This window comes from Methylosarcina fibrata AML-C10, from assembly GCF_000372865.1.
GTDB classification, from domain to species: domain Bacteria; phylum Pseudomonadota; class Gammaproteobacteria; order Methylococcales; family Methylomonadaceae; genus Methylosarcina; species Methylosarcina fibrata.
Genome location: NZ_KB889965.1, coordinates 1,836,432 through 1,862,580 on the forward strand (window position 1 = coordinate 1,836,432; position 26,149 = coordinate 1,862,580).

The window sequence follows — 26,149 nt, forward strand, 5'->3', positions numbered from 1 at the left end:
CGCTATGCACGATGGCAGCCACACAGCCATGCCCCATCAGGATTGCTCTTTCAAACCCTGTCTTGATTCTCATCCTAATCCGGTTTTTGAGGTTAAGATCGATAAACCGCAAATACCGATCTTCGTTCTCTGCCTGATAGGGCTGATCGGCTACCTTTTTCAGTGCCTTTTTTCCACTCCGCTTATTCCGCGCGCGAAAGCGCCGCCGATCGGCAGACGCGTTCTGTTGATCTATCGTTTCTGTACGCTTCTGAATTAGCCTTTCTCTCGAAATAAAACCGCGCTTTTTAAAGCGCGATGGCGGTTCCGCAACTGGCGGGGCCTTATTTTCGTTTGTGAAAGGAACATCTCATGGTTTCCGTGATATTTCGGCGACTGCGGCGAGTCTTTACCATGACTGCAGTCTGCTGGTTCGTACTATTTTCAAATTCCCTCTTGGCCGATGAGCCCGTTCTTACGCCTCAGCGGGCGGTCGACATCGCTCTCGAAGACAATCCCAGTCTTGCCGAGATTAAGGCACGCGCCGAAGCCATGGCGGCGATTCCTTCTCAGGAAGGCAGTTTGCCCGATCCGACAGTCAGTTTTGGAGCACTCTGGCTGCCGGTCGCGTCCGGGCTTGACCTCAACAAGGACGATTTCACGATGATGGAAGTCGGCGTCAGCCAGACTATTCCGTTTCCGGGGAAATTGGCACTACGAGAAAAAGCCGCGATTTTCGAAGCCGAAGCTATCGCGGAAACGGCAGAGGAAGCTCGGCTTCAACTTGTTCGCGAGGTCACCCTGCAATGGTGGCAACTACTTTTCATACACCGTTCGTTGCTAATTATCGACGACACCGAACACCTGCTAAAGCAACTGGCCGAGATTGCCGATAGTCAATACCAGGTGGGAAAAGGACTTCAGCAGGATGTGCTGTCGGCGCTTCTGGAACAGACCAAACTGGCCAAGGAAAAGGCGCAGCACATCGGCATGCATCGTGCCGCCATGGCGCGCCTGAACGCCTTGCTCAACCGGCCTGCGGATCATCGCATTCGGCTACCTGACGACGTCGCAACCGAGTTGCCGGATATCCGATCTGCCGGGGACTTGCAAACGCAAAGCGAGCAATCGCGGCCTCTCTTGGCCGAGCGCAAGAAAGCAATCTACGCCGCGCAAACCCGGCTGGATCTGGCTAAGAAAGATTATTATCCGGATTTCACGGTGGGCACCGCCTATTCGTTCCGTCAAAACCATCCGAACGGTCAAAGCCGCAGCGATTTTGCCAGTTTTCAGATCGCTATGACGTTGCCGATTTATACCGACCGTAAACAAGCCAAAGCAGTCGATCAGAGGCAAAGCGAATTACTCAAGGAGCGATATGCGCTGAATGACGCGGAACGGAAAATCCAGACCGAAATCAACGAGTCGCTGGCGCTTTACCAGGCCAGTCGAGAACAGTTTGAGCTGTTGAAGAATAGCGCTCTGCCGCTCGCCGAACAGACGATCACCGCCGCTGTTGCCGCTTATCAGGTCGGAAAGACCGATTTTCAGAGCGTAATACGGGCTGAAAATGCCTGGTTTGACTACCGGAATCAGCACTGGCAGGCTTTGGCCGAAGCTCATCAGGCCCTGGCGCAATTAGCCGCTGCCGTCGGCAAGGAGGCATTATGAACAAAACCATTCTATGGACAGCGCTCGTTGCTTCCGGCCTGGGCGTTCTCGGGGGTTATTGGCTGACTTCAAGTCTTGCTCCCTCTACACCGCTGCCGGTCGTACAGGCCGAAAAGACACCGCTCTTTTACCGCCATCCAATGAACCCGTCGATCACTTCGCCGGTACCGGCCAAGGATGAAATGGGTATGGACTATGTTCCAGTCTACGAACAATCCGAGAAAGAGACAAAACCAGCCGCCCCTTCCGAAAGCAGTTCTCGCAATCAGGAAGGCAAAATTTTGTACTATCGCCACCCGATGGGCCTGCCGGATACTTCGCCGGTACCAAAAAAGGATTCGATGGGCATGGATTACATACCCGTCTATGCGGAAGAAAACGCAGAGAGCGAAGTTTCTGTATTGCGTGTGAGCACGGAAAAAATCCAGCGGCTCGGCGTCAAAACAACGTTAGTGCAAAACATCGACATTGCGCAGACGGTACGCAGCGTTGGCATTGTCGAAGCCGATGAACGCCGGCAGCATAACGTGACGCTCCGTTTCGACGGCTTTATCGAGAAACTGTATGTGAACGCCACGGGGCAATCGGTAGTGCGTGGCCAACCTTTATTTGAACTGTACAGCCCGGATTTAATTTCCGCCCAGCACGAATATCTGATTGCACAAAAAGGCCAAATGATGCTCTCTCAAGGTCAGGACTGGCTGCAAGACGGCATGAAGAGCCTGGCGGACGGCAGCCTGGAGCGTTTGGAAAATTGGGGCATCTCGGCCGCCGATTTGGAGCGGCTTCGACAGGGCAAGGCTGTCAAAACGGTGGTCGTGCGTTCGCCCGCCTCCGGCGTCATCCTCGAAAAAAAGGCTATCGCAGGCGCACGGGCCATGGCTGGAGATACGCTGTATAAAATCGCCGATCTTTCCACGGTGTGGGTAATCGCTGAAATCTATGAACAAGACATCGGCTCGATCAAGCTCGGCCAGACGGCGCGGGTGACCCTCGACGCTTATCCCGGCAAAATCTTTACCGGCAAAGTGGGATTTATTTATCCGACGCTGAATGCGGCGACGCGAACGGTCAAGGTACGCGTCGAACTCGCCAATCCCGGTCATCTGCTCAAGCCGATGATGTATGCCCAGCTTCAGATCGATGCCCAAATGCATCGGGCATTGGCGGTGCCGAAATCCGCGGTTCTGGAAAGCGGCCGTCGCACGCTGGTGCTTGTCGATCGCGGCGAAGGACGTTTCGAACCCCGGGCGGTTAAGCTAGGTCTTCGCGGTGAGGAGATGACAGAAATTCTGGACGGACTTCATGAGCAGGAAAGCGTTGTTGTTGGAGCAAACTTTCTGATTGATGCCGAGAGCAATTTGAAGGCTGCAGTAAGCGCATTCGAGCCGGCTGATGCAAAACAAAACAGCGCCGTCTCATTCGAACCGTTGTCGTCGGCCGGAGAACAGGCCCATCAAGGAGGAATGTAACATGTTGGGACGAATCATCGAATGGTCGGCTCGTAACGTATTCCTGGTGGTGTTGGCAACCGTCTTTATCGTGATCGCCGGCGTTTATGCCGTACTGAAAACCCCACTCGACGCCTTACCTGACCTGTCGGACGTGCAAGTGATCGTCTATACCGAATACCCCGGCCAGGCGCCGCAAGTGGTCGAGGATCAGGTCACTTATCCTTTGGCTACGGCGATGTTGAGTGTTCCTCACTCGAAGGTCGTACGCGGTTTTTCGTTTTTCGGCGCCTCTTTCGTTTATGTGATATTTGAAGATGGCGTCGACGTCTATTGGGCGCGATCGCGCGTGCTGGAGTACCTAAATTTCGCTTCCAGCCGCCTGCCGAAGGGCGTCTCTCCAAACCTGGGTCCGGACGCGACCGGCGTCGGCTGGGTTTTTCAATACGTGGTGCAAAGCGCCCGGCATTCGCTGGCAGAGCTCAGGACCTTGCAAGACTGGTTCATCCGTTACCAGCTGACCAAGGCACATGGAGTCGCCGAAGTGGCTGGTGTTGGCGGCTTCGTTCAGCAATACCAGGTGATTGTCGATCCGCGCAAACTCCAGGCTTACGGCATTCCCTTATCCGCCATCGGCCGGGTAATCGCCGAAAGCAACCGCGATGTGGGCGGACGCGTGGTCGAAATGACGGAAACCGAGTACATGGTGCGCGGCAAAGGCTATCTGCGAGGCATTCAGGATATTGAGGATTTGGTGGTGAAAGCCGAGGGGGGCACGCCGGTACTGATTCGCGATGTTGCTCGTGTGGAACTCGGACCTGACGAGCGCCGCGGTGTTACCGAATTGAATGGTGAAGGTGAGGTGGTATCCGGTATTGCGATTGCCCGTTACGGTCAGAATGCGCTGGAAGTGATCGAGAATGTGAAAGCCAAACTCCGGGAAATTGCTCCGGGGTTACCGGCGGGTGTTTCGATCACTCCTGTTTATGATCGCTCCCTGTTAATTTTGAAAGCCATTGAGAATCTCCGCGACAAACTGCTCGAAGAAAGTTTGGTCGTGGCTTTTGTCTGCATCGTGTTTCTCTATCATATACGTAGTGCTCTGGTCGCGATTGTGATGCTGCCGGTCGGCGTGCTGATCGCCTTCATCGTGATGCATGGTCTCGGCATTAATTCGAATATCATGAGTCTCGGAGGCATTGCGATCGCGATCGGGGTAATGGTGGATGCGGCGATCGTCATGATAGAAAACGCGCACAAACATCTGGAGCGCGCCCCGCCTGACGCCGACCGTCTTGGCCTGATAATCAGCGCCGCCAAGGAAGTCGGTCCTGCGTTATTCCTGAGTCTTTTAGTGATTACCATCTCATTCCTTCCTGTTTTCGTTCTCGAAGAACAGGAAGGCCGGCTATTCAAACCCCTGGCTTACACCAAGACCTTTGCGATGGCCGGAGCGGCCATTTTGTCCGTGACTTTGGTGCCGGTATTGATGTGGCTGTTCATCCGGGGCAACATCGTGCCGGAGCATCGCAATCCGCTGAATCGACTGTTGATTTGGCTGTATCGGCCGGTGATCGAAGGCGTATTGCGCTGGAAAAAGCTGACCATCTGTATTGCAATGGCCATTCTGCTCGTCTCGGCTTATCCGGCGTCGAAATTAGGCAGCGAGTTTATGCCGACGCTGAACGAAGGCACTTTGCTGTTCATGCCGATGAGCCTGCCCGGTTTGTCAGTCACTAAGGCTGCGGAAATCATGCAAACCCATAACCGGATTCTGAAAGGCTTTCCGGAAGTCGAATCGGTATTTGGCAAAGCCGGGCGCGCAGCCACCGCGACCGATCCGGCGCCGCTGGAAATGTTCGAAACGGTGGTCAATCTGAAACCGGAAGCCCAGTGGCGTTCCGGGCAGACCCTCGACAAACTAATCGCGGAAATGGATCGGGCGACGCAGATGCCTGGCGTCACGATCGCGTGGACCATGCCAATCAAAAACCGCATCGACATGCTTTCGACCGGTATTCGGACACCGATCGGGATCAAGGTGTTCGGTACCGACCTCACGCAAATGGAACGGCTAGCGACCGAAATCGAAGCCGCCGTCAAAACCGTGCCGGGCACCACCAGCGCCTATGCGGAACGGATTACCGGCGGCTATTACCTCAACATCGAGCCGGATCGAAAGCAATTGGCTCGCTATGGGCTGAGCATCGGCAATTTTCAGGATGTGATCGCCACCGCGTTGGGCGGCGAGACGGTCACTACTACGGTGGAAGGCCGAGAACGCTTCAATGTGAACGTGCGCTATCCGCGCGAACTGCGCGATTCACCGGAAATGATTGCAACACAAGTTCTGGTTCCTATTGCGGGAGGAGCTATGGTTCCGCTCGGACAACTGGCCCGGGTCAGCCTCGATAAAGGCGCGCCGGGCATCCGCACCGAAAACGCGCTGCTTTCCGCCTACATCTTCGTCGATATCCGGGGTCGCGACATCGGCGGTTATGTGGTCGACGCGCAACAGGCCGTGCTGGAAAAGGTAAAGTTTCCGCCCGGCTATTACGCGACCTGGAGCGGCCAGTTCGAATATATGGAGCGCGCGAAGGCCAAGCTGGCCGTTGCCGTTCCAATGACATTGTTCATCATTTTCTTGCTGCTGTACCTGAATTTCAAGCGCATCACCGAAACGCTGATCGTAATGCTGTCGTTGCCGTTTTCACTGGTCGGCGGCATATGGCTGCTCTACTGGCTCGATTATAACCTCAGCGTGGCGGTCATTGTCGGCTTCATCGCCTTGGCCGGCGTGGCGGCCGAGACCGGTGTCGTGATGCTGATTTATCTGGATCAGGCGCTAGAAAGGATCAGGGCGATCCGAACGGCGGAAAACCGGCCGCTGGTCAGATCCGATCTGTACGACGCGATCCGGGAAGGCGCCGTTGAACGGGTCAGGCCGAAAATCATGACCGTGGCCGCGATCATGGCAGGGCTGCTGCCGATCATGTGGGGAACGGGAACCGGCTCGGAAGTGATGCGCCGCATTGCCGCCCCGATGGTGGGAGGTATGGTGTCGTCGACATTGTTGACGCTGATCGTGATTCCGGCGCTTTATGCTCTGTGTAAACAAAATTCTATCAACAACGGAACTCGCTTAAGGGGGCAAAACTGAACGATGTATTGACTATATAAAAAATAATTTCATTAACCTATTGAGATATTTTGGAGAAAACCCATGAAAACATCATTACTGATTATTTTGTTTTTAGCACTTGGTTTGTTGACTTCATGCGCTGAATATAACCCGCACTCGATGGACATGGATCAAGCGGTTCATAACGCAAAATCCAAAGCCGATCACGAGGCGTTGGCACAACACTATGAAGAAGTGGCGAAAGAAATGCAGGCCAAGGTCGACGAGCACAAGAAAATCCTGAGTGAATACGAGAGAGAGCCGTGGCTAATTGGTAAGCAGCAGGCAACAGGATTCGGAGTCCATTGCCAAAGGCTGATTGATGTCTATCAAAAAGCCGCCGAGGAAAATCTGGAAATGGCGAAGATGCATCGTGAATTGGCAGAAGGCATAAAGCCATAGCGAAATAGTGAATTTAGGGACGCCATCAATCTGTCAAGCAGATTGATGGCTAATTCCTTTTTTATCTAAATGTATGGCTGCTTTGATTGAGTATTTTCAGAATGAAAATTGATTTTCGTATTATCGATGGAGATCAATATAAATAAATTTAGGTATTTGTACTAATTGAACTATTACTAAGGTTGTAATATTTCAATAGGTTAGAATGCAGCCGGATATTTCGGCTGTGGCCTACGTGGGCACGAGTTATAGCGCTCACTTTTCTAATCAGCTCGTAAGGAGGTTAACATGAAAACGCTCTCCCTATTATTCATGATGGTTTTATAACATTGAATAGTCCTTTCACGGTTGCCGCTGAAGAACAACAGAAAAAAATGACCGAAAAGGAGATGCAGGAACAACTGAAACAAATGGAAAAGGAACTAGCCGAAATGCGCCAGACGAAGAACCCCCAAGAGCGTAGGCAGATGATGGATCAACACATGCAGCACATGCAAAACATGCACAACATGATGAGGGATGACGGATGCTGCGCTGGTGACATGCCTATGATGGGGCATGAGCCCAAAAAATAGCGGGCGTAAAGCAAAATGAGGGGAAGCTTTGTCCGACTTCTTAGCCTGTTATTTCTGTAGGGAAAAATCTAGAGAGAGCGGGCATAGGCATTTGTGCCAACTCGAAATCAGGGGCAGCTATCGACAAGGGCTGCGCGGAACACGGTAGGCCGGATAGGATGGGTAAAACCGCATAGCCATCCTGCCGGTCACCCAAAACCGGATACTTTTTTGGTTGCGATAGCTCAAAGAAAATCCTATTTTGTGTGTAGCAGCCGCAACCCATTGCCAACAACCAGCAAAGAAGCCCCCATATCGGCGGCAATGGCTTCCCATAAGGTTGCAAGCCCTGCAAAAGCGAGGAGGGCAAAAATGGCTTTGATTGTGAGTGCAAAAGTAATATTTTGCCGAATGATCGCCAGCGTTCTTTTGGAATGCCCGATCAGCCAAGGAAGCTTGGAGAGGTCGTCGCCCATTAAGGCGACATCCGCTATTTCTATCGCCGCATCCGAACCCAGCACGCCCATGGCAATGCCCAGATTGGCCCGGCCCAGGGCCGGTGCATCATTAACCCCATCGCCGATCATCGCCACTTGGCCGTATTTCTCGACCATTTGACTGACGATCTCAACTTTATCGGCCGGCAGCAATTCAGCATGCACTTCATCAATACCGATTTGTTTCGCGATGTTGTTAGCCGTCACCCGATTATCGCCGGTCAACATGACCAAATGTTTGATGCCTTTCTGCCTGAGAGATTGCAAAATCGATTTGATTTGAGCGCGGGGCTGGTCGGCGACGGCAATCAGGCCGCAAATGTGCCGGTCATTGCCGATGGCGATAACGGTTTGGCCGTTCTGTTCAAGTGCGATCGCTTTTTCACTGATTTCCGGGACTTCCCGGCTACGTTCCAATAGATAACGGCGCGATCCCAACCAGAAATCGGCGCCGTTAAAGAGTCCGGTGACGCCTTTGCCCGGCAGAACCGTCACGTTGTCGGCGCCGGCAATACGGATGCCCCGGTTTTCCGCGTATTGTAAAATGGCTTTAGCCAAAGGATGAGTGCTGCGAGCTTCCAGTGCGGCAGCACGGCTTAACAGTTCTTCTTCGCTATGGCTATTAAATGGGTAAACACCGGTGACTGTCGGCTCGCCACTGGTCAGCGTACCGGTTTTATCAAAGGCAATCGCATTCAGATGGGCCGGCGCTTCGATATAAATGCCGCCTTTGATCAGAATGCCTTGCCTGGCGGCGCTGGCCAATGCCGCGACAATACTGACCGGCGTTGAAATGACCAACGCACAAGGGCAGGCAATCACCAGCAACACCAAGGCGCGGTAAAACCACTCGTTCCAGATGCCCGCTAAAAACAGCGGCGGAATGATAAACACGGCCAGCGCCAAGACCATCACGACCGGCGTATAAACGCGGGCAAACTTATCCACCCATTGCTCGGCTTCCGCCCGCTTGTTATGGGCTTCTCCAACCATACGCGTGATCTGCGCCAGCGTGGTGTCCGCGGCGAGTTTGCTTGACCGGATTTCCAGTGTTCCTTCGCCATTGATGCTGCCGGCAAACACTTCGTCTCCGGCTTGCTTGGCAACAGGAATGCTTTCCCCCGTAATCGGCGCCTGATTGACCGAACTGACGCCGCTAATCACCTCGCCATCCAGAGGGAATTTATCGCCTGGCGCTACGATGAAACGGCTGCCGATGCCGACTTCTGCGGCGTGCACGCGGCGTTCCTGGCCGGTTTCATCCTTGACCGTCACCGTCGAAGGCGCTAAATCCAGCAACGCTTCAACGGCATGACGGGCACGGCCAATACTCCAGCTTTCAATTGCTAGGGATAGGGCAAAGAGAAAACTCACGGTGGCCGCTTCAAACCATTCGTCGATGACCATGGCGCCGATGACGGCAACCGTCATCAACAAATTCATATCGGCACGCAACCGTCTCAGGGCATAAAAAGCCTTAACAACCACATGCCGGCCACCGAAAATCACCGCCAGGCCAAAGGCGATTTTTTCAGGTAAGGGTATAGCTTGCTGAGTATGGGCGTTAAATAAGCTAGTGAAATAATCAGTGATCACCTCCCAGTTGAGAGACCAGTTTTCAGGATGGCTGAGAAACATTTGTACATCACTAAAGCCACCGACCATCGCGATATGAATCAACATGCCGACCACGATAAATAAACCACTGAGTGTGGTATAAACGGTCTTTGAACGGTGCAGTTGTTTTACATCCGCTTGTGCCTGACCGGATTGCCAGCGGGTCGCTTTCATCCCGGTTATGGCAACGGCTTTAATGATGGATTTTTCAGCCACAGGCTCAGCGTCCGGCAAAAGCGTCATTCGCCCATTTAAAACATCAAACGCCAGTTTGTCACTGCCACCCACTATCGGCCCGATCGCGCTTTTTAAAGTGGCGACTTCTTCGGCGCAGTCCAGACCTTCGATCTTGAAAGTCATGCCACTCGTAAGTATTGATGCAATTGGCTGACTACTATCCGATTTCTCTCCTGTACAACCGCAGGATTTTTCAGTTTTATTACATGAGCCCATAATTTTTATACCGTATAAAATTAATTGGCACTTCACTAGACGGTGTTGCCGCTTTCCTGTTCGTCTTTGCGGTGTGCAAACCAGTACAGAATCGGCAACACCAGCAACGTCAGCATTGTTGATGACAGGATACCGCCAATCACCACCGTTGCCAAAGGACGCTGTACTTCGGCGCCGGTCCCCGTGGCGATCGCCATCGGCACGAAACCGAATGACGCGACTAATGCGGTCATCAGCACCGGCCGAAGACGCGTGAGCGCTCCTTCATGAATCGCTTTATCCAGCGGCATGCCTTCTTCGCGTAGGCTGCGGACGAAGGCAATCATCACCAGACCATTAAGCACCGCCACACCCGAAAGCGCGATGAACCCGACCGCCGCCGAGATCGACAACGGTATGCCGCGCAGCCATAGCGCGACCAAACCGCCTGTCAGCGCAAAAGGAATGCCGCTAAAGACCAGCAAACCGTCCTTGACGTTGCCAAACATCATGAACAGTAGTGTAAAAACCAGCATTAACGCCACCGGCACCACGATCTGTAAGCGCTGCGCGGCCGATTGCAATTGTTCGAACTGTCCGCCCCAGGTGGTCCAGTATCCCGCCGGAATCTTGACTTGCTGCTGAAGCCGCTGCCCGGCCTCGGCAACAAATGAACCGATGTCGCGGTCGCGCACATTGGCGCTTACCACGATCCGGCGTTTGCCGTTCTCCCGGCTGACTTGGTTGGGTCCTGGGGCTAGATCAAGGCTGGCGATTTCGGCAAGCGGAATATAGGTAGCTCGGCCGTCGCCGCCTTGTGCTCGCGGCAATGGAATCGGAAGACGCTTGAGCGCTTCCAAGTCGCTGCGTAGGTTTTCCGGTAGGCGAACGATAATATCGAAACGCCGATCCCCTTCAAACAATGTACCTGCTTCTGTCCCGCCAATCGCGGTGGCCACCGCATCCTGCACGTCGCCGACGTTCAAGCCGTAACGCGAAGTTTTGTCCCGGTCAATATTGACCGTCAGCATCGGCAAACCCGTCGTTTGTTCCACTTTAACCTCGGATGCGCCGTGAATAGCTTCCATGACCGCCGAGATTTTAGCGGCCGTGGCATTCAGTACAGCCAGATCATCGCCGAATACCTTGACCGCAACGTCGCTGCGGACGCCTGAAATCAGTTCATTGAAGCGCAGCTGGATAGGCTGGGAGAATTCGAAAATGTTGCCGGGGAGTTTGCCGGCTGCCGCCTGTATCGCAGCCAGCAGTTCGTCCCGCGATTTCTCCGGATCGGGCCACTGCTCGCGTGGCTTGAGCATGATGTAACCATCCGAAATATTGGGCGGCATCGGGTCCGCGGCGATCTCGGCGGTGCCTGTCCGCGCAAACACCCGGTCGATTTCCGGGAATTGCTGTTTCAGAGAATGTTCAATTTGTTGCTGCATGGCGACCGATTGCGACAAACTGGTACCGGGGATCCGCAGCGCCTGAATAGCGAAGTCTCCTTCGTTCAAACTAGGCACAAATTCACTGCCCATACGCGTCGCCAAGAGACCTGACAGGATTACTGTGACGACAGCGAACGTCAACACCACAGGTTTGTTAATCATGACCTGATCCAGCGCTACCGCATAAAGACGCTTAGCCGTCTGCATCAGAACATTTTCTTTCTCGGCCACTTTGTCGCCGATAAACAGCGCTACGGCCGCCGGAATAAACGTGACTGACAGAATCATGGCACCCACTAAGGCAATCACGACCGTGAAAGCCATTGGATGAAACATTTTTCCTTCCACGCCGGTCAGGGCGAAGATCGGCAAATACACGACCATGATGATGACCTGACCGAACAGCAGCGCTCGCCGCGCTTCTTTGGAGGCGGTAAACACCTCATCAAAGCGCTCGTCGCGGGTCAGAGCACGACCTTGCTGCTCCTGGGCATGGGCAAGCCGCCGCACGCAGTTTTCGACGATCACGACGGCACCATCAATGATCACGCCAAAATCGAGCGCCCCCAGGCTCATCAGGTTCGCGCTAACCTGGTAAGTCACCATGCCGGTGAAGGTGAACAACATCGACAATGGAATCACCAACGCCGTGATGAGGGCCGCGCGGATGTTGCCAAGGAACAGGAACAGAATCACGATCACCAGCATCGCGCCCTCAGCTAAGTTCTTCTTGACGGTGTTGATTGCTTTATCGACCAGCACCGTCCGGTCGTAGACGGTGATTGCCTGCACGCCTTCAGGCAAGGTGCGGTTGATCTCCTCCATTTTTTTGTTGACCGCCCGCGAAACGCTACGGCTGTTCTGGCCGATGAGCATGAAAACCGTGCCCAGCACGACCTCGCGGCCGTTTTCGGTGGCGGCGCCGGTGCGCAGTTCGCGGCCGATCTTGACCTCGCCGACATCGCGAATGTGGATCGGCACGCCCTGCACATTGCCGAGAATGATGTTGCGGATATCCTCTATCGAGTGTACCTGGCCCGGCGCACGGATCAAATACTGTTCGCCGCGCTTTTCGATGTAGCCGGCTCCGACATTGTTATTGTTGCGATCCAGCGCGGTGACGATGTCCTGTAAAGTCAGGCCGTAGGAGGCGAGTTTTTCCGGAATCGGTGCGACCTGATATTGTTTGGCAAAACCGCCGATGGAATTGATCTCGGTTACACCCGGCACATTGCGCAGTTGGGGTTTGATGATCCAGTCCTGAATCTCGCGCAGGTCGGTTGCTGTGTAAGGCGAACCGTCAGGCTTCTTGGCACCGTCTTTGGCTTCGACAGTCCATAGGTAGATTTCCCCCAGGCCGGTCGAGATCGGCCCCATCGCCGGCGTGATTCCGACAGGCAGTTTATCCTTGGCTTCCTGGATGCGTTGATTGACCAATTGCCGTGCAAAGTAAATATCGGTGCCGTCCTGGAAGATCACTGTCACTTGCGACAAACCGTAGCGCGACAGTGACCGGGTTTGCTCCAGATGGGGCAGGCCCGACATGACGGTTTCGATCGGATAGGTAATGCGCTGTTCGGTCTCCAGCGGCGAATAGCCGGGCGCTGAGGTATTGATTTGCACCTGGACGTTGGTGATGTCCGGGACGGCATCGATCGGCAGGATTTTGTAATTGAAAATGCCGAGCGTCGCCATAGCGAGCACGGCCAGGATAACCAGCCATCGGTGCTCGATGGCTAAACGGATAAGTCGTTCAAACATGATGGGCGGCCTCCTGCACTGTAGTTTTCCTTACGAAATCAATAAAATCATGGTCTAAACTTCGCTGCGCCAGCCCAGCACAATGATCGCCATTCCGAACAAAGCGATTCCCGCCCCCATCCAATCCCATATGGACAACCTTTCTCCATCCACTACTCTTAGCCAAACCAGAGCGGTAGCCACATAAATACCGCCATAAGCAGCGTAAATACGGCCACTGGCGGCCGGATGTAATGTGAGCAGCCATACGAAAAGCGACAGGCTGAGCACTGCCGGTAGCAGCAACCATGGGGAGCCACTCTTGCGGAGCCACAGATAGGGCAGAAAACAGCCGATGATTTCGGCAAGGGCGGTAACGAGGAAAAGAGCGGTGGTTTTCAGTATCAACATAATTCTCTCCATTACGTATGAATAATTGCCCTGCATCAACTATCCGGAGTAGTGGCAGGTCTAAGCGAGTAGAACTGGCTATTACATTAATGCTCATGTGAGGCTCCTTCTTTACCCTGTTCAGATTTGAGCACGAAGCTGCCATTAACGGCGTATTCGGTACCGGGTTTGAGTCCGGTCACGATCTCGGTGGCTTTGCCATCGGATAATCCGGTCGTGACCGGTTGGGCGATAAAGCCCCCCGGCACGCGAATAAAAATCGTCGGTTTATCGTTGACGGTCTGGATGGCATCGGACGGCACGGCGACCGGCACTTCGGTCTCTTTCGCAACAATCTCGACAGTGATAAATAACCCCGGTCGCCATGCCATCTGCGGATTCTCCAGTGTCACGCGAGCCTTGGCGGTGCGGGTTTGTTCGCCCATCAGTGCGCCGACATAGGACACGGTGCCGGATGCCGTGGAGTCGAGTGCCGTGGCCTTGATCGTGACCTTGTCGCCAACCCGAACCACATTGAGATCCTTCGCCGATACGATGATCTCGGCCCACACCGACGACAAATCGGAAATGGTGAAGATGCTCGCATCTTCTTTGACCGCTTCACCCAGGGCAATATGCTTTTCGACTATCATGCCGTCGAACGGCGCACGAATCTCGTATCGGTTGAGCGAACCGGAGTTGACCGATACATTTGGACTTGCGCCAAGCGCCATCAACTTCTGTTGAGCATTATGTACGGCGATTTCCGCCTCGTTCATTACTTGTCGGGCTTGCAGGTAGTCCTGCTCCGCCGAGATCTTTGCCCCCCACAAGTGCTTTTCCCGCGCAAAGGTGGCACGAGCCAGTTCCAGACGTTTTTGTGCGGAGAGCAACTCGCTACGTTGTTCCGCCAGTCCGGTACTTGCAATCACTACCAGCACTTGACCTTTCTTAACCGGGTCTCCGAGGTTGGCGGATATAACCTCGACCACACCGGCTAGACGAGGGACGACGTGAGACGTTTTATCTTCATTGAAGCGAATTTCACCCGGCAGGGTCACTACGTTTTTGATGTGCGCGCCACCTGCTGTCTGGGTCTTTACACCTGCTTCCTTGACCTGCTGATCGGTCAGATTGATTTTCCCCTCTTCTTTAACCCAGGAAAATTGCAGCGACTGGCTATCATGCTGCGCAATCACGGTTGCCTCGAATACGTGCGGCTCCTCGATTGGCTGGGCGCTCTGCAAAAAATCCTTTTCCGACACAAAGCCGATGTTCTGCTTCTCGCCATCCGGCCGCGTCACTATCACCGACACCTGGGCGGCATTCGGCGGCAGAGGCTTATCCTGATTAAACAGATAAATGCGGAAGCGCGGTTCGCCTTCGTCTTCCGCGAGCAGGATTTCCAGTTCGAAGTCGCCTTTGACGAAAAGCTTGCCGCCGTGCGGACCTCCGTTATCATCAGTTTTTGCTTCATGCGACTCGCTTTCTTCCTCTGTATGGGTAGGCGGCTCTAGGCGCAGGATCAATACGGCAAGCACGATGCCGACCGCGATCAATCCGGAAATAATCAAACTCTGTTTCGTTTTCATTGCGATGCCTCCTGTTTAAGACTGGCCAAGGCACCGTCGTCCAGACCGCCGCCGATCAATCGCTCCACCTCGGCCACCGCCTTGTGATAATCCGCCTGCGCCTGCAGGTACTGGGTTTTGGCTCCGAACAGGGTGCGCTGCGCATCGAGCACGTCCAGAAAGCCGAACTTGCCTAAACGATAGCCTTCGCGGGCGGCAGCGTAGGCGCTTTGCGCGCCGGGCAAAACTTCCTGCCGCAGCGCCGAGACCTCGGCATGTGCGGCGTTTAAGCGCTGATAGGCGGTGTTCAATGCGGTCGCAATCCTCACCTCTGCGCTGCGGCGGTCTTCCTCCGCTTTGGTCAGCCGATGCTCGGCTTCGAGGATGCCGCCCTGGTTGCGGTTGAATGCCGGCAGCGGTATCGAAAAACCGACTACGAGCGCATAATCGTTAGGCATCAGGTACTTGCTCGCCCCTAGCGTTGCCGTCACATCGGGAATGACCTTGGATTTTTCCACCGTAATCAGCGCCTGCCGCTGCGTGATTTCCGTAGCCCAGCGGGCCAAATCCGGATTGTTGGCGAGCCGCTGCAGCAGCGACTCTAAAGATGGCGGGGGACGAATGGCGTTCAGATCGCCGGCGACCGCCTCGAAGCGGGGAGCGGCGCTGCCCCAGCTCGCGGCGAGACGCTTGCGGGCCGCTTCCAATTCTCTTTGGGCGCGCATCAGTTCAATCTGCACCGAAGCGCGGGCCGTTTTGGCCTTGGTCTCTTCGACGGGCGAGACCTTGCCGGCCTGGACCCGCGCGGACGTCATCACCAGCATCTGATTCGCCAGTTCCTGAATTTGCTGTGTCAGCGACAGACGTTGTTGCGCCGCCAGCACCTCAATGAAGGCCTGGGAGACCTGGGTTAGGACATCAATGCGCTTGGATTCGTAATCCCAATCGGCCAATTCTTTGGTCAGGGCGGCGGCCTCCGTTCGAGCCGCGCGCTTGCCGCCCAATTCGATCAACTGGCTGAGTTCCAAGGTCACCACATCGCCGTCGAAGCCTTGAATCGAGCGGTTGCCGAAGTTCGCCGCATTCGCGCCGAAAGTCGGATTCGGGAAAAAGCTCGCTTGCAAAGCGGCCGCTTCCCGTGCGCGGGTCTCCCAGGAAAAGGCGGCGAGTTCTGGGTTTTGGGTCAAGGCCAGGGCCAGCGCCTGCGGCAAAACCAAAGTTCCGGCCGGTTCGTCGGACGCGCTTGGATCGCGCTCCGCCTGATTCTGGTTTTCCAGATGGACGAGCGGCGTTTTCTGGTCTGTCGGATCGGCACCGGCTGGACCGGCTGCAATGATGATACTGAGGGCGATGCCGAACGGCAGCGCATAATTCGAGCACATGGATAGTCTCTCCGTAGCGTGGATTGGAACGAACGCCGAGCGGACAAGCAGGCGCAAACCTGCGCCATCGGCCGGCGGGTTACGGCTATGAAGAGCGGGCTAAATCAGAAGAACGGTACTGCGTAGGCTAAGCAGCCGGGAATCCGTGAAAAGAGGATCGGAAAAAAAATGTCGCTGTGGAATTACCCTGGCGTAGGGTATGAGGAAAAAAACAAGGAAAAATAGGGGCAACAGCCCAAGATCGAGCGATATTTTAGATAAAACTGATAAGGGAACATGGGCGCCATGGTCATCGCCGGCTAGGGGGATATCGGTGCAAGGCGACGTGCAGGGTGAATCGCCGTCCGTGATATAGGCGTTAGCCCCGTCCTTGTGCTGAGTAGCTTTATCCGCATTGGCGCCATGATCTTGACTGATGCGCTCTACGGCGACATGACCGTCAGCACCAAAACACAGCACAAAGGCCGACTCCTCATGACTAAGGCCGAAATGACCAAGTACCGTAAGGATTAGCACAAAAGAAAGCCAAGTTTTGGAACGTCGTAAAGTATCCATAATTAGTCATTATACCATAAAGTCAAAAACACAAGCTTTCTGGCATATATGGAGGTATTTGCGCCCCGACTAGATGGGCATGAGCATGTGAACGGAGGCTTTTCCAAACTATGAATGTCTGCAATCTATAAATGTGCAGCCTTATAGAAATATAAAGCGAATGTCGCCATAGGGCCCAGACCGTGTCAAAACTCATCACTAAACTTGCCTGACATGTAAAATGCTCTACCGATCAGCCTAAGAGGAGCAACAGATCAATGATTGGCTCCACTAAGGCTAATATTTTGTCCGTAATCAGGCATTACCAAACCACAGGCTTTTGGATTTTTGCGTTTTGACACAGCCTCGGTCGAAAGCGCCAATTCGTCTTACCTAAAAACCGACATTCACTACTGGCGTAATTGTATCGGAATCAATGGCCTGGGTTTGAATCGGAACTGTTGGCGGTTTTCAATCGGAAGGAGCGGCTGGTTTGTGATGGAATATGAATAGGCACTCTTCTCCCCCTTTGCCCTGTCAATCTCTCATTTATAGTGTGATACGCCTTAGCCGCAACGCATTGCTGATGACCGAAACCGAACTCAGACTCATTGCTGCCGCCGCAATCATCGGCGACAAGAGAATACCGAAAAACGGATAGAGCACGCCGGCGGCAATAGGCACGCCAAGGGCATTATAGATAAACGCGAAGAACAGATTTTGGCGGATATTACGCAAAGTCGCTCGACTTAAATGGCGGGCTTTGACCAGCCCCATCAGATCACCTTTCACGAGCGTAATACCGGCACTTTCCATCGCGACGTCCGTGCCCGTACCCATCGCGATCCCGATATGGGCCGCCGCCAACGCCGGCGCATCGTTGATGCCGTCGCCAGCCATCGCGACGGTGCGGCCTTCGCTCTGTAGTTTTTTGATCACTTCAGTTTTTTGCTCCGGCAACACTTCCGCCTGCACTTGATCGATTCCCAGGCTTTTGGCCACAAACGCGGCTGTTGTGCGGTTGTCTCCGGTCAGCATCACCACCCGAATGCCTTCTTGATGCAAGTCCGCCAATGCTTTGAAGGTTGTGGGCTTGATCGGATCGGCTACGCTGAGAAGTCCAGCCGCTTTACCGTCGATCCCGATCATCATCACCGTGTGTCCTTGTTTGCTCAGTGCCTCTATCGAGTTAGCCAGCAAGTCTGTCGTGATGCCAGACTCCTTCATCAGCTGCGCATTCCCCAAAGCAACCTTCCTGCCGTTTATCATCCCTATGACCCCTCTGCCGGTCAGCGATTGAAACTCGGTGACCGGCAATGGCTTTATCCCCTGCGCTTCTGCGCCTTTGCTGATTGCCGCCGCAAGCGGATGTTCACTGGCACGTTCCAGACTGGCCGCATAGTCCAAGACCTCTTCCTTACTGAAGCCATTGACCGCCTCGACCATGATCAGTCGCGGTTTGCCTTCGGTCAGCGTGCCGGTTTTATCAACGACCAAGGTATCCACTTTTTCCATCACTTCCAGCGCTTCGGCATTTTTAATCAGGACGCCCGCCGTCGCCCCGCGCCCAGTACCGACCATGATCGACATCGGGGTAGCCAATCCCAGGGCGCAGGGACAAGCAATGATCAACACCGCTACTGCGTTCACGACGGCATGCGCTAATCGGGGCTCAGGACCCCAACCCCACCAAACTACAAGTGTAATGACGGCCGTCAGTACCACCGCGGGAACAAAGTAGCCGGAAACCGTATCGGCCAATTTTTGAATCGGCGCCCGGCTGCGTTGCGCTTCACTGACCATATGCACAATTTGAGAAAGCAGGGTTTCGCTGCCGACCCGTTCGGCACGCATCAACAAACTTCCTGTCCCGTTAATCGTCGCACCGATCAGCGGCATATCCGCCACTTTTTCGACCGGAATCGGCTCTCCTGTCACCATCGACTCATCGACCGAACTGGTGCCCTCGATCACGACACCGTCCACTGGCACTTTTTCGCCTGGTCGCACCCGCAGAATATCGCCGGGTTTCACCTGCTCTAGGGGAATATCCGTCTCACTGCCGTCGGCATGGTGAAGCCGCGCGGTCTTAGGCGCCAATCCCAGCAAGAGTTTAATTGCCGCGCTGGTTCGGCTTCTTGCCCGCAATTCCAGCACTTGGCCGAGTAAAACCAGAGTCGTGATCACGGCCGCCGCTTCGAAGTACACGGCTACCAAGCCATGCTGATCTCGTAACGACGGCGGAAAAATCTGCGGCAGAAAGGTGGCCAGCGCGCTGTAAATCCAGGCTACGCCGATTCCCAACGCAATCAAGGTAAACATATTCAGGCGGCGAGTCAGTACAGAAGTCAAGCCGCGTTGAAAAAAAGGCCAGCCGCCCCACAACACGACCGGCGTGGCCAAGGCGAATTCCAGCCATTGGAGTTGGCGTAGAGATAACCAACCGGACACAGAGGCCGGCATCAGGTCATGCAGCATCGCGACCAAAAACACCGGCAAGGACAGGGTAAAACTGACCCAAAACCTTCGCCGCATATCGCTAAGTTCTTGGTTTTCCTCTTCCTCATCTGAAGCATTGCGAGATTCCAGGGCCATGCCGCACTTGGGGCAGAATCCGGGCGCCTGGCGGACCACTTCCGGATGCATCGGGCAGACATATTCCGTGCGCCCACCGGGAGCGGAAGCTATCGCTATCTCTAAGGCCATGCCGCATTTGGGGCAGTTGCCCGGCTGTGTCTGGCGAATCTCGGGGTGCATCGGGCAGGTGTAAGTATTTTCATGAGCGTAATTTGTCATTGTCATACCCTATAGTCGTAGACGGTAGGCAAAAGAGCCGCTTACTCTGTCTGGCTGAAACACCAGTATTTTCCGGTTAGCGATACCACACCGCAATCAATTTGTGACATTCAGCTCTCCATATACAGTCTTCTTCTTGACAGGTATTGCTTGTATCCGTTCGAAAGCAGGGTCGATGCTGACTCGCATTCTGGATGGAATGAATCAGTTCGATTTTCAAATTGTTACATTCAGGGTTTTCAACCCCCACCAATCTTGCCAGTTGTTGTAGACCCAGGAGAGTCATAGCACCATCTTCTTCAACCATAGTCAGATAAAGTGCAATTTGCATCTTTACATATTCTTTTTCGGCTGCCAGCCAATCCTCAAGCTCCCTGCCGGGTGCAAAATTTCTGGCTTCTGCTTTGTAATAAGCATTTTCCGAAATCCATTGGAGACGAATTATGTTTTCCACAATTTGATTTATGGTGCAATTTAGATGAAAAATTAAAGGATCGCCATTTCCAAAGCATAAGATAGTGTGTTTTCTTGAAACTTCAGTTCTATTTCAAACCTTCTTTGTTTGAGGGCGGCGGATGACTTTTCTCAGTTCCAGGATAATCAGCGGTATAGATCCAACCCCGATCCAGACCACACATTGATTTAACGTTACTGGTTCGATCTGAAACAGCTTTTGCAGCATGGGCACATGGTGTATCGCCAACTGCAAGGCGAAACTTACTGCCACAATCAGAAACAAACGCAAATTGGAAAACAGGCCGATCTGCCAAATGGTGCGCTGCTCACTCCGTGCGCCGAAGGCGCGCAGCAGTTCTGCTATCACCAGGGCGGTGAAGGCGGCATCGCGGGCTTGTTCAAGGCTGTTGTCGATGTAGAGTTCATAGGCGAACACGCCAAGCGTGACGCCGGCGGTCAGCAAGCCGGTGAGCAGGGTTAATTTGAGGAAGTTCCAGTTGAATAGGGTTTCTTGGGAGTGTCGCGGAGGGCGATTCAATACGTCGGGATCAATCGGATCAGTCGCCAGAGCGAGCGCCGGCAAACCGTCTGTCACCAAGTTGATCCACAGAAGATGCAGCGGCAGAAGCGGCAGCGGCCAACCCAGAAGGACCGCGCTCAGCATCACGATCAATTCGCCGGTATTCCCTGCCAGCAGATAGGCCAAGGTTTTGGCGATGTTGTCATAAATGCCCCGTCCTTCTTCTACGGCAGCAACAATGGAGGCAAAATTGTCATCGGTGATGATGATATCGGCGGCCTCCTTGGTCACCTCGGTGCCGGTGATGCCCATGGCGATACCGATGGACGCCTCTTTGATCGCAGGCGCATCGTTAACCCCATCCCCCGTCATCGCCACGACTGCATCCAGCGACTTCCAAGCGCGGACAATCCTGAGCTTGTGCTCAGCCGTAACCCGCGCATAAACCGAAACCTGAGCTACACGTTCCTTCAGCGCTTCGTCATCCAGCCTGTCAAGCTCGGCGCCTACGAGAACTTCGTCACCCTTGCCCAGAATGCCTAATTCATGGCCTATTGCCCGTGCCGTATCCGGATGGTCGCCGGTAATCATCACGGTTTTGATGCCGGCCCGTATGCACTTGCCCACGGCCGCCTTCGCCTCGGCACGAGGTGGATCCTGTAAGCCTACAAGCCCCAAAAGGGTAAGCTCCTGCTCGATTTCGCTATCGTTTACCACCATGCCATCTTCGAAGCTGAAGCCACCCAGGGGGCGCTCAGCGATGGCAAGGACGCGTAGGGCATCATGTGCCAGTAAGGTATTAGCCTGGAGCAACCGGCTGCGATCGATCTCAGTCAATTCCCTTACTCCCTGGCCGGTACGGATCAAGGTGCAACGGTGAAGGATAACTTCGGGCGCGCCTTTGACGAATGCCCAGGAACGGCTTTCCCGACTACGGATAACCGTCATGCGTTTGCGGTCGGAATCGAAGGGCACAACAGCCAGACGCGGCATTTCAGTTTCTATAATCGCCCGGGTAATACCGCCTTTTGCAGAGGCTACCAGCAGCGCCCCCTCGGTGGGATCGCCCACTATTCCTGGCCGGTCATCGATTAAGGTCAATTCGGCATCATTGCAGGCGGCCGACGCGCGCAACAAGGCTAGGAGTTCTGGGATTTTCCATGGCGGACTTTCTATGTTGCCGGAAAAGAAGGCTCCTTCCGTGACATAACCTTCGCCGGTGACACGATATAAGCTCTCCGAGGTAATCAACTTGCGGACCGTCATTTCACCCATCGTCAGCGTGCCGGTCTTGTCGGTACAGATAACCTGAGCTCGGCCTAGCGTTTCAACCGAGGCCAGGCGTCGCACCAAGGCATGACGCTGCACCATGCGCTGCACCCCCAAAGCGAGCGCGACAGTCACCACCGCCGGCAGACCTTCGGGAATGGCCGCTACGGCAAGACTCACTGCGCTCAAGAAAAGCTCAAACGGTGCAATTCCTCGCAATAATCCGAGGCTGAAAATCAGCGCGACGATGCCGAAACAGGCCCACAACAACAAGCGCGCTACCCGATTAAGTTGACGTTGCAGTGGGGTTTCTCCACTTTCGGCGGTCTCCAGCAGTTTGGCAATATGGCCGAGTTCTGTTTCCATCCCGGTATCAACCACTAAGGCGCGACCGGTGCCACCTGTCACGCTGGTGCCGAGGAAAACCATGTTTTTCCGCTCCGCCAGTGGGGTTTCCGGAGGCAAATTGCCGGTGAACTTACCAACCGCTTGTGATTCCCCGGTCAGTGGTGCTTCATTGATGCGAAGAACAGATGCTTGAATCAGGCGAGCGTCCGCAGCGACCAGGTCCCCGCCTTCAAGCAATAGAATATCGCCAGGGACTATTTCAGTCGCAGCGACTACCACGCTATGGCCGCCACGCACCACCCGGCAATGGGGTGCGGTCAGACGAGCCAACGCTGCCGCCGCCTTTTCGGCACGATACTCCTGAAAAAAACCAATCACGGCGTTTAAAATTACGATGGCAATGATGGCGATGCCGTCTACCGTTTCGCCCAATGCGGCGGAAACCGCTGCCGCACCCATCAATACCCAAATAACTAGGCTTTTGAACTGGCTAACAAAAATAGCCAAGGCCGAAAATCGTTTGCCCTTGCGGAGTTTATTCTGCCCATACCGTTCGAGCCGTTTTTTCGCTTCCTTATCGGAAAGTCCATGCTCTATATCGGTAGTAAGAAGGCTGGCGGCTTCGGTAATCGAGGGGTTGTGCCATGTGTTCATGGTGGTGTTTCTCCTTCCATTGACATCAAGAATGAAAATTAACTAACCGGAACGGATGGTAATACGCCCATCCTCAGTTTTGTATGAAGCCATATATCTGCGATATATATTTACCCTGCTCAAACGTAATCCGGCGATTTCCATGGGGCGTTAAAAATGTACGATGAAGTGCCGAAGGATCAAAACCAGAAGCGTACCCCGGCAACAAGTCGCGTTTCGTCGGCAGCATTACCCGAAGCCCTGATATTATCCGCCGCAGAGCCAAATCGACTGGCCCATTCGATGCCGACATAGGGGGCCAATTCCCGGCGAATCTCGTAACGCAGGCGCAGACCTGCTTCAATGTTGGACAAGCCGCTGCTCACGTTCCGCGTATCGTCTCGTTGGCTATAAAAATTCATCTCAATGCGTGGCTGCAAAATGAGCTTTTGCGTCAGCAATAAGTCGTATTCTGTTTCGAGACGGAATGCGGTACGGCCTTGCTCATTAACATAAGCCGTCGCTTCCACATATAACCAGTAAGGTAACAACCCTTGAACACCGAAGGCGAGCCAGCCGCGATCAGTTCCTTTGCCACTATCGTAACGTATGCCCAACTGGGTGTCCAAATAAGCGGTAATGGCGTGGGCCCAAAGCAGCTCGTTACGTGCGTCTTTAAATGTTCCGTCTTCAATCTCGCCTTCGGCTCGAATGAGTGCGCGGTCATAAGTCTGGCCATACCAGGCTTGCCAGTCATAAGTCATGGACGTGTTGTTGCGTGCCATCACACTTTCGAGTCGATCGACCAGCAACGAACCAAAGTTATCTTCGTCCCCCATCCTGGGTCGTGGGATCGGGCCGAAGTCGTAACCATCTGAGTAGGCATGTGGATCGCGAGCATCGGGTGGGGCCGAGCCGCCCTGCATGGACATCGATTCGTCACTCATCTGGTTCATATGGTCAGTCTTGCCTGAAACCTCGCCATGCTTCCTATCATGCCCTGAACCTTCATCTGTGCCAGACTTATTCCCTTGGTTCATGCTCGGCATGATATTGTGATTCATCTTGCTATGATTCATGCCATGCACCGGTCTTATCTCTTCGGATGTTTTTTCCGGGGCTGGCTTTGTTTTTGCACCGTGCTTTATTTTATGCCGCTTCTGCTCCGTCTGTACGGAATGATTGGCGTGCTCGGCATGCGTTTGACCGTTTTCCACGGTTGATAGGTCTTGTGCCCAGGAGGAAGACAGTTTAAAAACCAACAAAGCGACAATCCTATATATTCGCCGGGTCATCATTGTTTTCTGTTTCACTCTTCGATTACGCCTGTTTGATGCCTTCATCTTCAGGCCACAACCACTTCACGCATCATGCCCGCATGCATGTGCAAGAACAGGTGGCAATGCCACGCCCAACGGCCCAAGCCGTCGGGGGTGGCGAGGAAAGTCACACGCTGCGCGGGCTGCACAATGATCGTATGTTTGCGCACCTGGAAACGTCCGTCCGGGCTTTCCAGTTCCTGCCACATGCCATGCAGATGCATGGGGTGGGTCATCATCGTGTCATTGACCAGAATCACGCGCAGCCGCTCGCCGTAACGAAAATGTATCGGGGTGGATTCGCCGAACTCGAGGCCATCGAGCGACCAACTATAACGCTCCATGTTGCCGGTGATATGAAGCTCGATTTCCCGAGCCGGTTTGCTCGTATCCAGAGGCCCACCGACGGTATGCAGATCGGCATAAGTCAGCACCCGGCGGCCATTGTTGCGCAGGCCGATGCCGGGATCATCCAGATTGGTGCGCGGCGTGTCCACCCGCATATCCACGCTGGCGCCATATTCGGTACTGGCGTGACGCACGCGCACCTGTCCGCCGCCCTTGGCATGAGCGCTGTGATCCATAGCCATACCGCCGTGATTCATTCCCGCCATTCCGCCACTGCCCATGTCGCCCATCATATCGGCCATCGTGAGTGGTTGGGGTTTATCTGGAGAAGGCACCGCCGCTGCCATGCCGGCACGCGTTGCCAGCGTGCCGCGGGCATAGCCGGTACGGTCCATCGACTGGGCAAAGATGGTATAGGCTTCTTCTTCGGGTGTCACAATGACATCATAGGTCTCCGCCGGTCCGATGCGGAATTCATCCACCGAGACCGGCTCGACGTTCTGTGCGTCGGCCTGAACCACCGTCATTTTGAGACCCGGTATCCGCACATCGAAAAACGTCATAGAGCCGGAATTGATGAAGCGCAGCCGCACCTTCTCGCCAGGACGGAACAGCCCGGTCCAGTTGCCGGCCGGCGTCGTGCCGTTCATCAGGTAAGTGTAGGTATAGGCGGAAATGTCTGACAGATCGGTGTAGTTCATGCGCATCATGTTCCACATGTGCCGCTTCTGAATAGCCGATACCATCCCTTCATTGGCGACATCGCGGGAAAAATCGACAGACGTCGGCTGGTTGAAGTTGTAGTAGTCGCTTTGGTTCTTAAGCTTATCGAAGACCCGCATCGGGTCTTCGTCGGTCCAGTCGGACAACTGCACCACGTAGTCGCGATCGGCGCGGATCGGGTCGGCGCCGGCCGGCTCAACGATGATCGCGCCGTATAAGCCGGTCTGCTCCTGCATGCCGGAGTGGGAATGGTACCAGTAGGTGCCGGATTGTTGCACCTTGAAGCGATAGGTAAAGGTTTCCCCCGGCGCGATGCCTTTAAAGCTGATACCCGGTACCCCATCCATTTGATAAGGCGGGAGGATGCCGTGCCAATGAATCGACGTTTCCTCGGCGAGGCGGTTGGTGACGCGAAGCGTCACCGTATCCCCCTCTCGCCAACGCAGTGTCGGCGCAGGAATCGAACCATTAACGGTGGTTGCCGCACGTTGCGCACCGGTAAAGTTAACCGATGTTTCCGCTATCGTAAGGTCGAACTCCGTGCCGGCCAGTACCTCGGCGAATTGCTTTGTTTCCTTGGCTTGAGCCGTTTTGATCCACGGCGATAGCCCTAATAAAATTCCTCCAGCCGCTAGCCCTTCAATGAAGCGCCGGCGAGAAAGGTTAGGCAATATTAACGAAGATTTGGAAATAGGCTTCATTGTGATGTTTACTCAGGCAAGTCATCATATTCGGCCGAGTCGCCTGACGATGAAGTCATCGGGATCTCAAGCTGTCATTACTTTAGTGGCTATGTCCGCCGCTGCTGCCATGATGTGAGTGATCCTCATCTTTAGATCTATTGGGATCTGTTGCGCACGCAGAAATAGCGGCTAACAGTGCGGTTAT

At 54.3% G+C, this 26,149-nt stretch carries 16 protein-coding genes; 5 read left to right on the forward strand and 11 right to left on the reverse strand.

Annotated elements, in window-relative coordinates; all coding sequences use genetic code 11:
• Positions 1-393: 393 nt before the first annotated feature.
• The 5 genes from A3OW_RS0108710 to A3OW_RS0108730 all read left to right on the forward strand — a co-directional run bounded on the left by A3OW_RS0108710 (position 394) and on the right by A3OW_RS0108730 (position 7,259).
• Positions 394-1,650 (forward strand): TolC family protein, encoded by a 1,257-nt coding sequence (locus tag A3OW_RS0108710; RefSeq protein ID WP_026223433.1) that lies wholly within the window; start codon positions 394-396, stop codon positions 1,648-1,650.
• Positions 1,647-3,122, forward strand: coding sequence for an efflux RND transporter periplasmic adaptor subunit (locus A3OW_RS0108715; protein WP_020563050.1), 1,476 nt, complete (start codon positions 1,647-1,649; stop codon positions 3,120-3,122). Before A3OW_RS0108710 ends, A3OW_RS0108715 begins: the two co-directional genes overlap by 4 nt.
• A gap of 1 nt (position 3,123) precedes the next feature.
• Positions 3,124-6,261: an efflux RND transporter permease subunit gene (locus A3OW_RS0108720; RefSeq protein WP_020563051.1), complete on the forward strand. Its 3,138-nt coding sequence runs from the start codon at positions 3,124-3,126 to the stop codon at positions 6,259-6,261.
• Positions 6,262-6,324: 63 nt separating this feature from the next.
• Complete coding sequence (locus A3OW_RS0108725) at positions 6,325-6,684, forward strand: hypothetical protein (protein ID WP_020563052.1); 360 nt, start codon at positions 6,325-6,327, stop codon at positions 6,682-6,684.
• Positions 6,685-7,013: 329 nt separating this feature from the next.
• A complete protein-coding gene (locus A3OW_RS0108730; RefSeq protein ID WP_157385848.1) occupies positions 7,014-7,259 on the forward strand; it encodes a hypothetical protein in 246 nt (81 codons plus the stop codon).
• Positions 7,260-7,495: 236 nt separating this feature from the next.
• Here the strand turns inward: A3OW_RS0108730 and A3OW_RS0108735 are convergent, their stop codons facing one another.
• The 11 genes from A3OW_RS0108735 to A3OW_RS0108780 all read right to left on the reverse strand — a co-directional run bounded on the left by A3OW_RS0108735 (position 7,496) and on the right by A3OW_RS0108780 (position 25,962).
• Complete coding sequence (locus A3OW_RS0108735; RefSeq protein ID WP_232422346.1) at positions 7,496-9,841, reverse strand: heavy metal translocating P-type ATPase; 2,346 nt, start codon at positions 9,839-9,841, stop codon at positions 7,496-7,498.
• Positions 9,841-12,993: a CusA/CzcA family heavy metal efflux RND transporter gene (locus A3OW_RS0108740; RefSeq protein WP_020563055.1), complete on the reverse strand. Its 3,153-nt coding sequence runs from the start codon at positions 12,991-12,993 to the stop codon at positions 9,841-9,843. The genes A3OW_RS0108735 and A3OW_RS0108740 overlap by 1 nt, the downstream gene beginning before the upstream one ends.
• 54 nt (positions 12,994-13,047) lie before the next feature.
• A complete protein-coding gene (locus A3OW_RS0108745; RefSeq protein WP_198291303.1) occupies positions 13,048-13,383 on the reverse strand; it encodes a YnfA family protein in 336 nt (111 codons plus the stop codon).
• 86 nt (positions 13,384-13,469) lie between these two features.
• Positions 13,470-14,954 (reverse strand): efflux RND transporter periplasmic adaptor subunit, encoded by a 1,485-nt coding sequence (locus A3OW_RS0108750; RefSeq protein ID WP_020563057.1) that lies wholly within the window; start codon positions 14,952-14,954, stop codon positions 13,470-13,472.
• Positions 14,951-16,315: a TolC family protein gene (locus A3OW_RS0108755; RefSeq protein ID WP_020563058.1), complete on the reverse strand. Its 1,365-nt coding sequence runs from the start codon at positions 16,313-16,315 to the stop codon at positions 14,951-14,953. The genes A3OW_RS0108750 and A3OW_RS0108755 overlap by 4 nt, the downstream gene beginning before the upstream one ends.
• Positions 16,316-16,414: 99 nt before the next feature.
• Positions 16,415-16,870, reverse strand: coding sequence for a hypothetical protein (locus A3OW_RS27020; RefSeq protein WP_083918172.1), 456 nt, complete (start codon positions 16,868-16,870; stop codon positions 16,415-16,417).
• 528 nt (positions 16,871-17,398) lie between these two features.
• The gene (locus A3OW_RS0108765) at positions 17,399-19,645 is read right to left on the reverse strand and encodes a copper-transporting P-type ATPase (RefSeq protein ID WP_026223437.1); all 2,247 of its coding nucleotides are present in this window, start codon (positions 19,643-19,645) and stop codon (positions 17,399-17,401) included.
• 76 nt (positions 19,646-19,721) lie between these two features.
• Complete coding sequence (locus tag A3OW_RS24505) at positions 19,722-20,099, reverse strand: DUF2934 domain-containing protein (RefSeq protein WP_232422347.1); 378 nt, start codon at positions 20,097-20,099, stop codon at positions 19,722-19,724.
• A 93-nt stretch (positions 20,100-20,192) separates the two neighbouring features.
• On the reverse strand, positions 20,193-22,892 hold the full coding sequence (locus A3OW_RS0108770) for a cation-translocating P-type ATPase (RefSeq protein WP_020563061.1): 2,700 nt from the start codon (positions 22,890-22,892) through the stop codon (positions 20,193-20,195).
• Between the two features lie 179 nt (positions 22,893-23,071).
• A complete protein-coding gene (locus A3OW_RS0108775; protein ID WP_232422348.1) occupies positions 23,072-24,184 on the reverse strand; it encodes a copper resistance protein B in 1,113 nt (370 codons plus the stop codon).
• Positions 24,185-24,216: 32 nt separating this feature from the next.
• Positions 24,217-25,962 (reverse strand): copper resistance system multicopper oxidase, encoded by a 1,746-nt coding sequence (locus A3OW_RS0108780; RefSeq protein WP_020563063.1) that lies wholly within the window; start codon positions 25,960-25,962, stop codon positions 24,217-24,219.
• Positions 25,963-26,149: the final 187 nt, after the last annotated feature.

Bases quoted from the DNA above. Each gene is read 5' to 3' on its own strand.
- A3OW_RS0108765 (WP_026223437.1), bottom strand. From the start codon at position 19,645: ATGACAAATTACGCTCATGAAAATACTTACACCTGCCCGATGCACCCC.
- A3OW_RS0108745 (WP_198291303.1), bottom strand. From the start codon at position 13,383: ATGTTGATACTGAAAACCACCGCTCTTTTCCTCGTTACCGCCCTTGCC.
- A3OW_RS0108750 (WP_020563057.1), bottom strand. From the start codon at position 14,954: ATGAAAACGAAACAGAGTTTGATTATTTCCGGATTGATCGCGGTCGGC.
- A3OW_RS0108740 (WP_020563055.1), bottom strand. From the start codon at position 12,993: ATGTTTGAACGACTTATCCGTTTAGCCATCGAGCACCGATGGCTGGTT.
- A3OW_RS0108780 (WP_020563063.1), bottom strand. From the start codon at position 25,962: ATGAAGCCTATTTCCAAATCTTCGTTAATATTGCCTAACCTTTCTCGC.
- A3OW_RS0108710 (WP_026223433.1), top strand. From the start codon at position 394: ATGACTGCAGTCTGCTGGTTCGTACTATTTTCAAATTCCCTCTTGGCC.
- A3OW_RS0108715 (WP_020563050.1), top strand. From the start codon at position 1,647: ATGAACAAAACCATTCTATGGACAGCGCTCGTTGCTTCCGGCCTGGGC.
- A3OW_RS0108755 (WP_020563058.1), bottom strand. From the start codon at position 16,315: ATGTGCTCGAATTATGCGCTGCCGTTCGGCATCGCCCTCAGTATCATC.
- A3OW_RS0108770 (WP_020563061.1), bottom strand. From the start codon at position 22,892: ATGAACACATGGCACAACCCCTCGATTACCGAAGCCGCCAGCCTTCTT.
- A3OW_RS27020 (WP_083918172.1), bottom strand. From the start codon at position 16,870: ATGGATACTTTACGACGTTCCAAAACTTGGCTTTCTTTTGTGCTAATC.
- A3OW_RS0108725 (WP_020563052.1), top strand. From the start codon at position 6,325: ATGAAAACATCATTACTGATTATTTTGTTTTTAGCACTTGGTTTGTTG.
- A3OW_RS0108720 (WP_020563051.1), top strand. From the start codon at position 3,124: ATGTTGGGACGAATCATCGAATGGTCGGCTCGTAACGTATTCCTGGTG.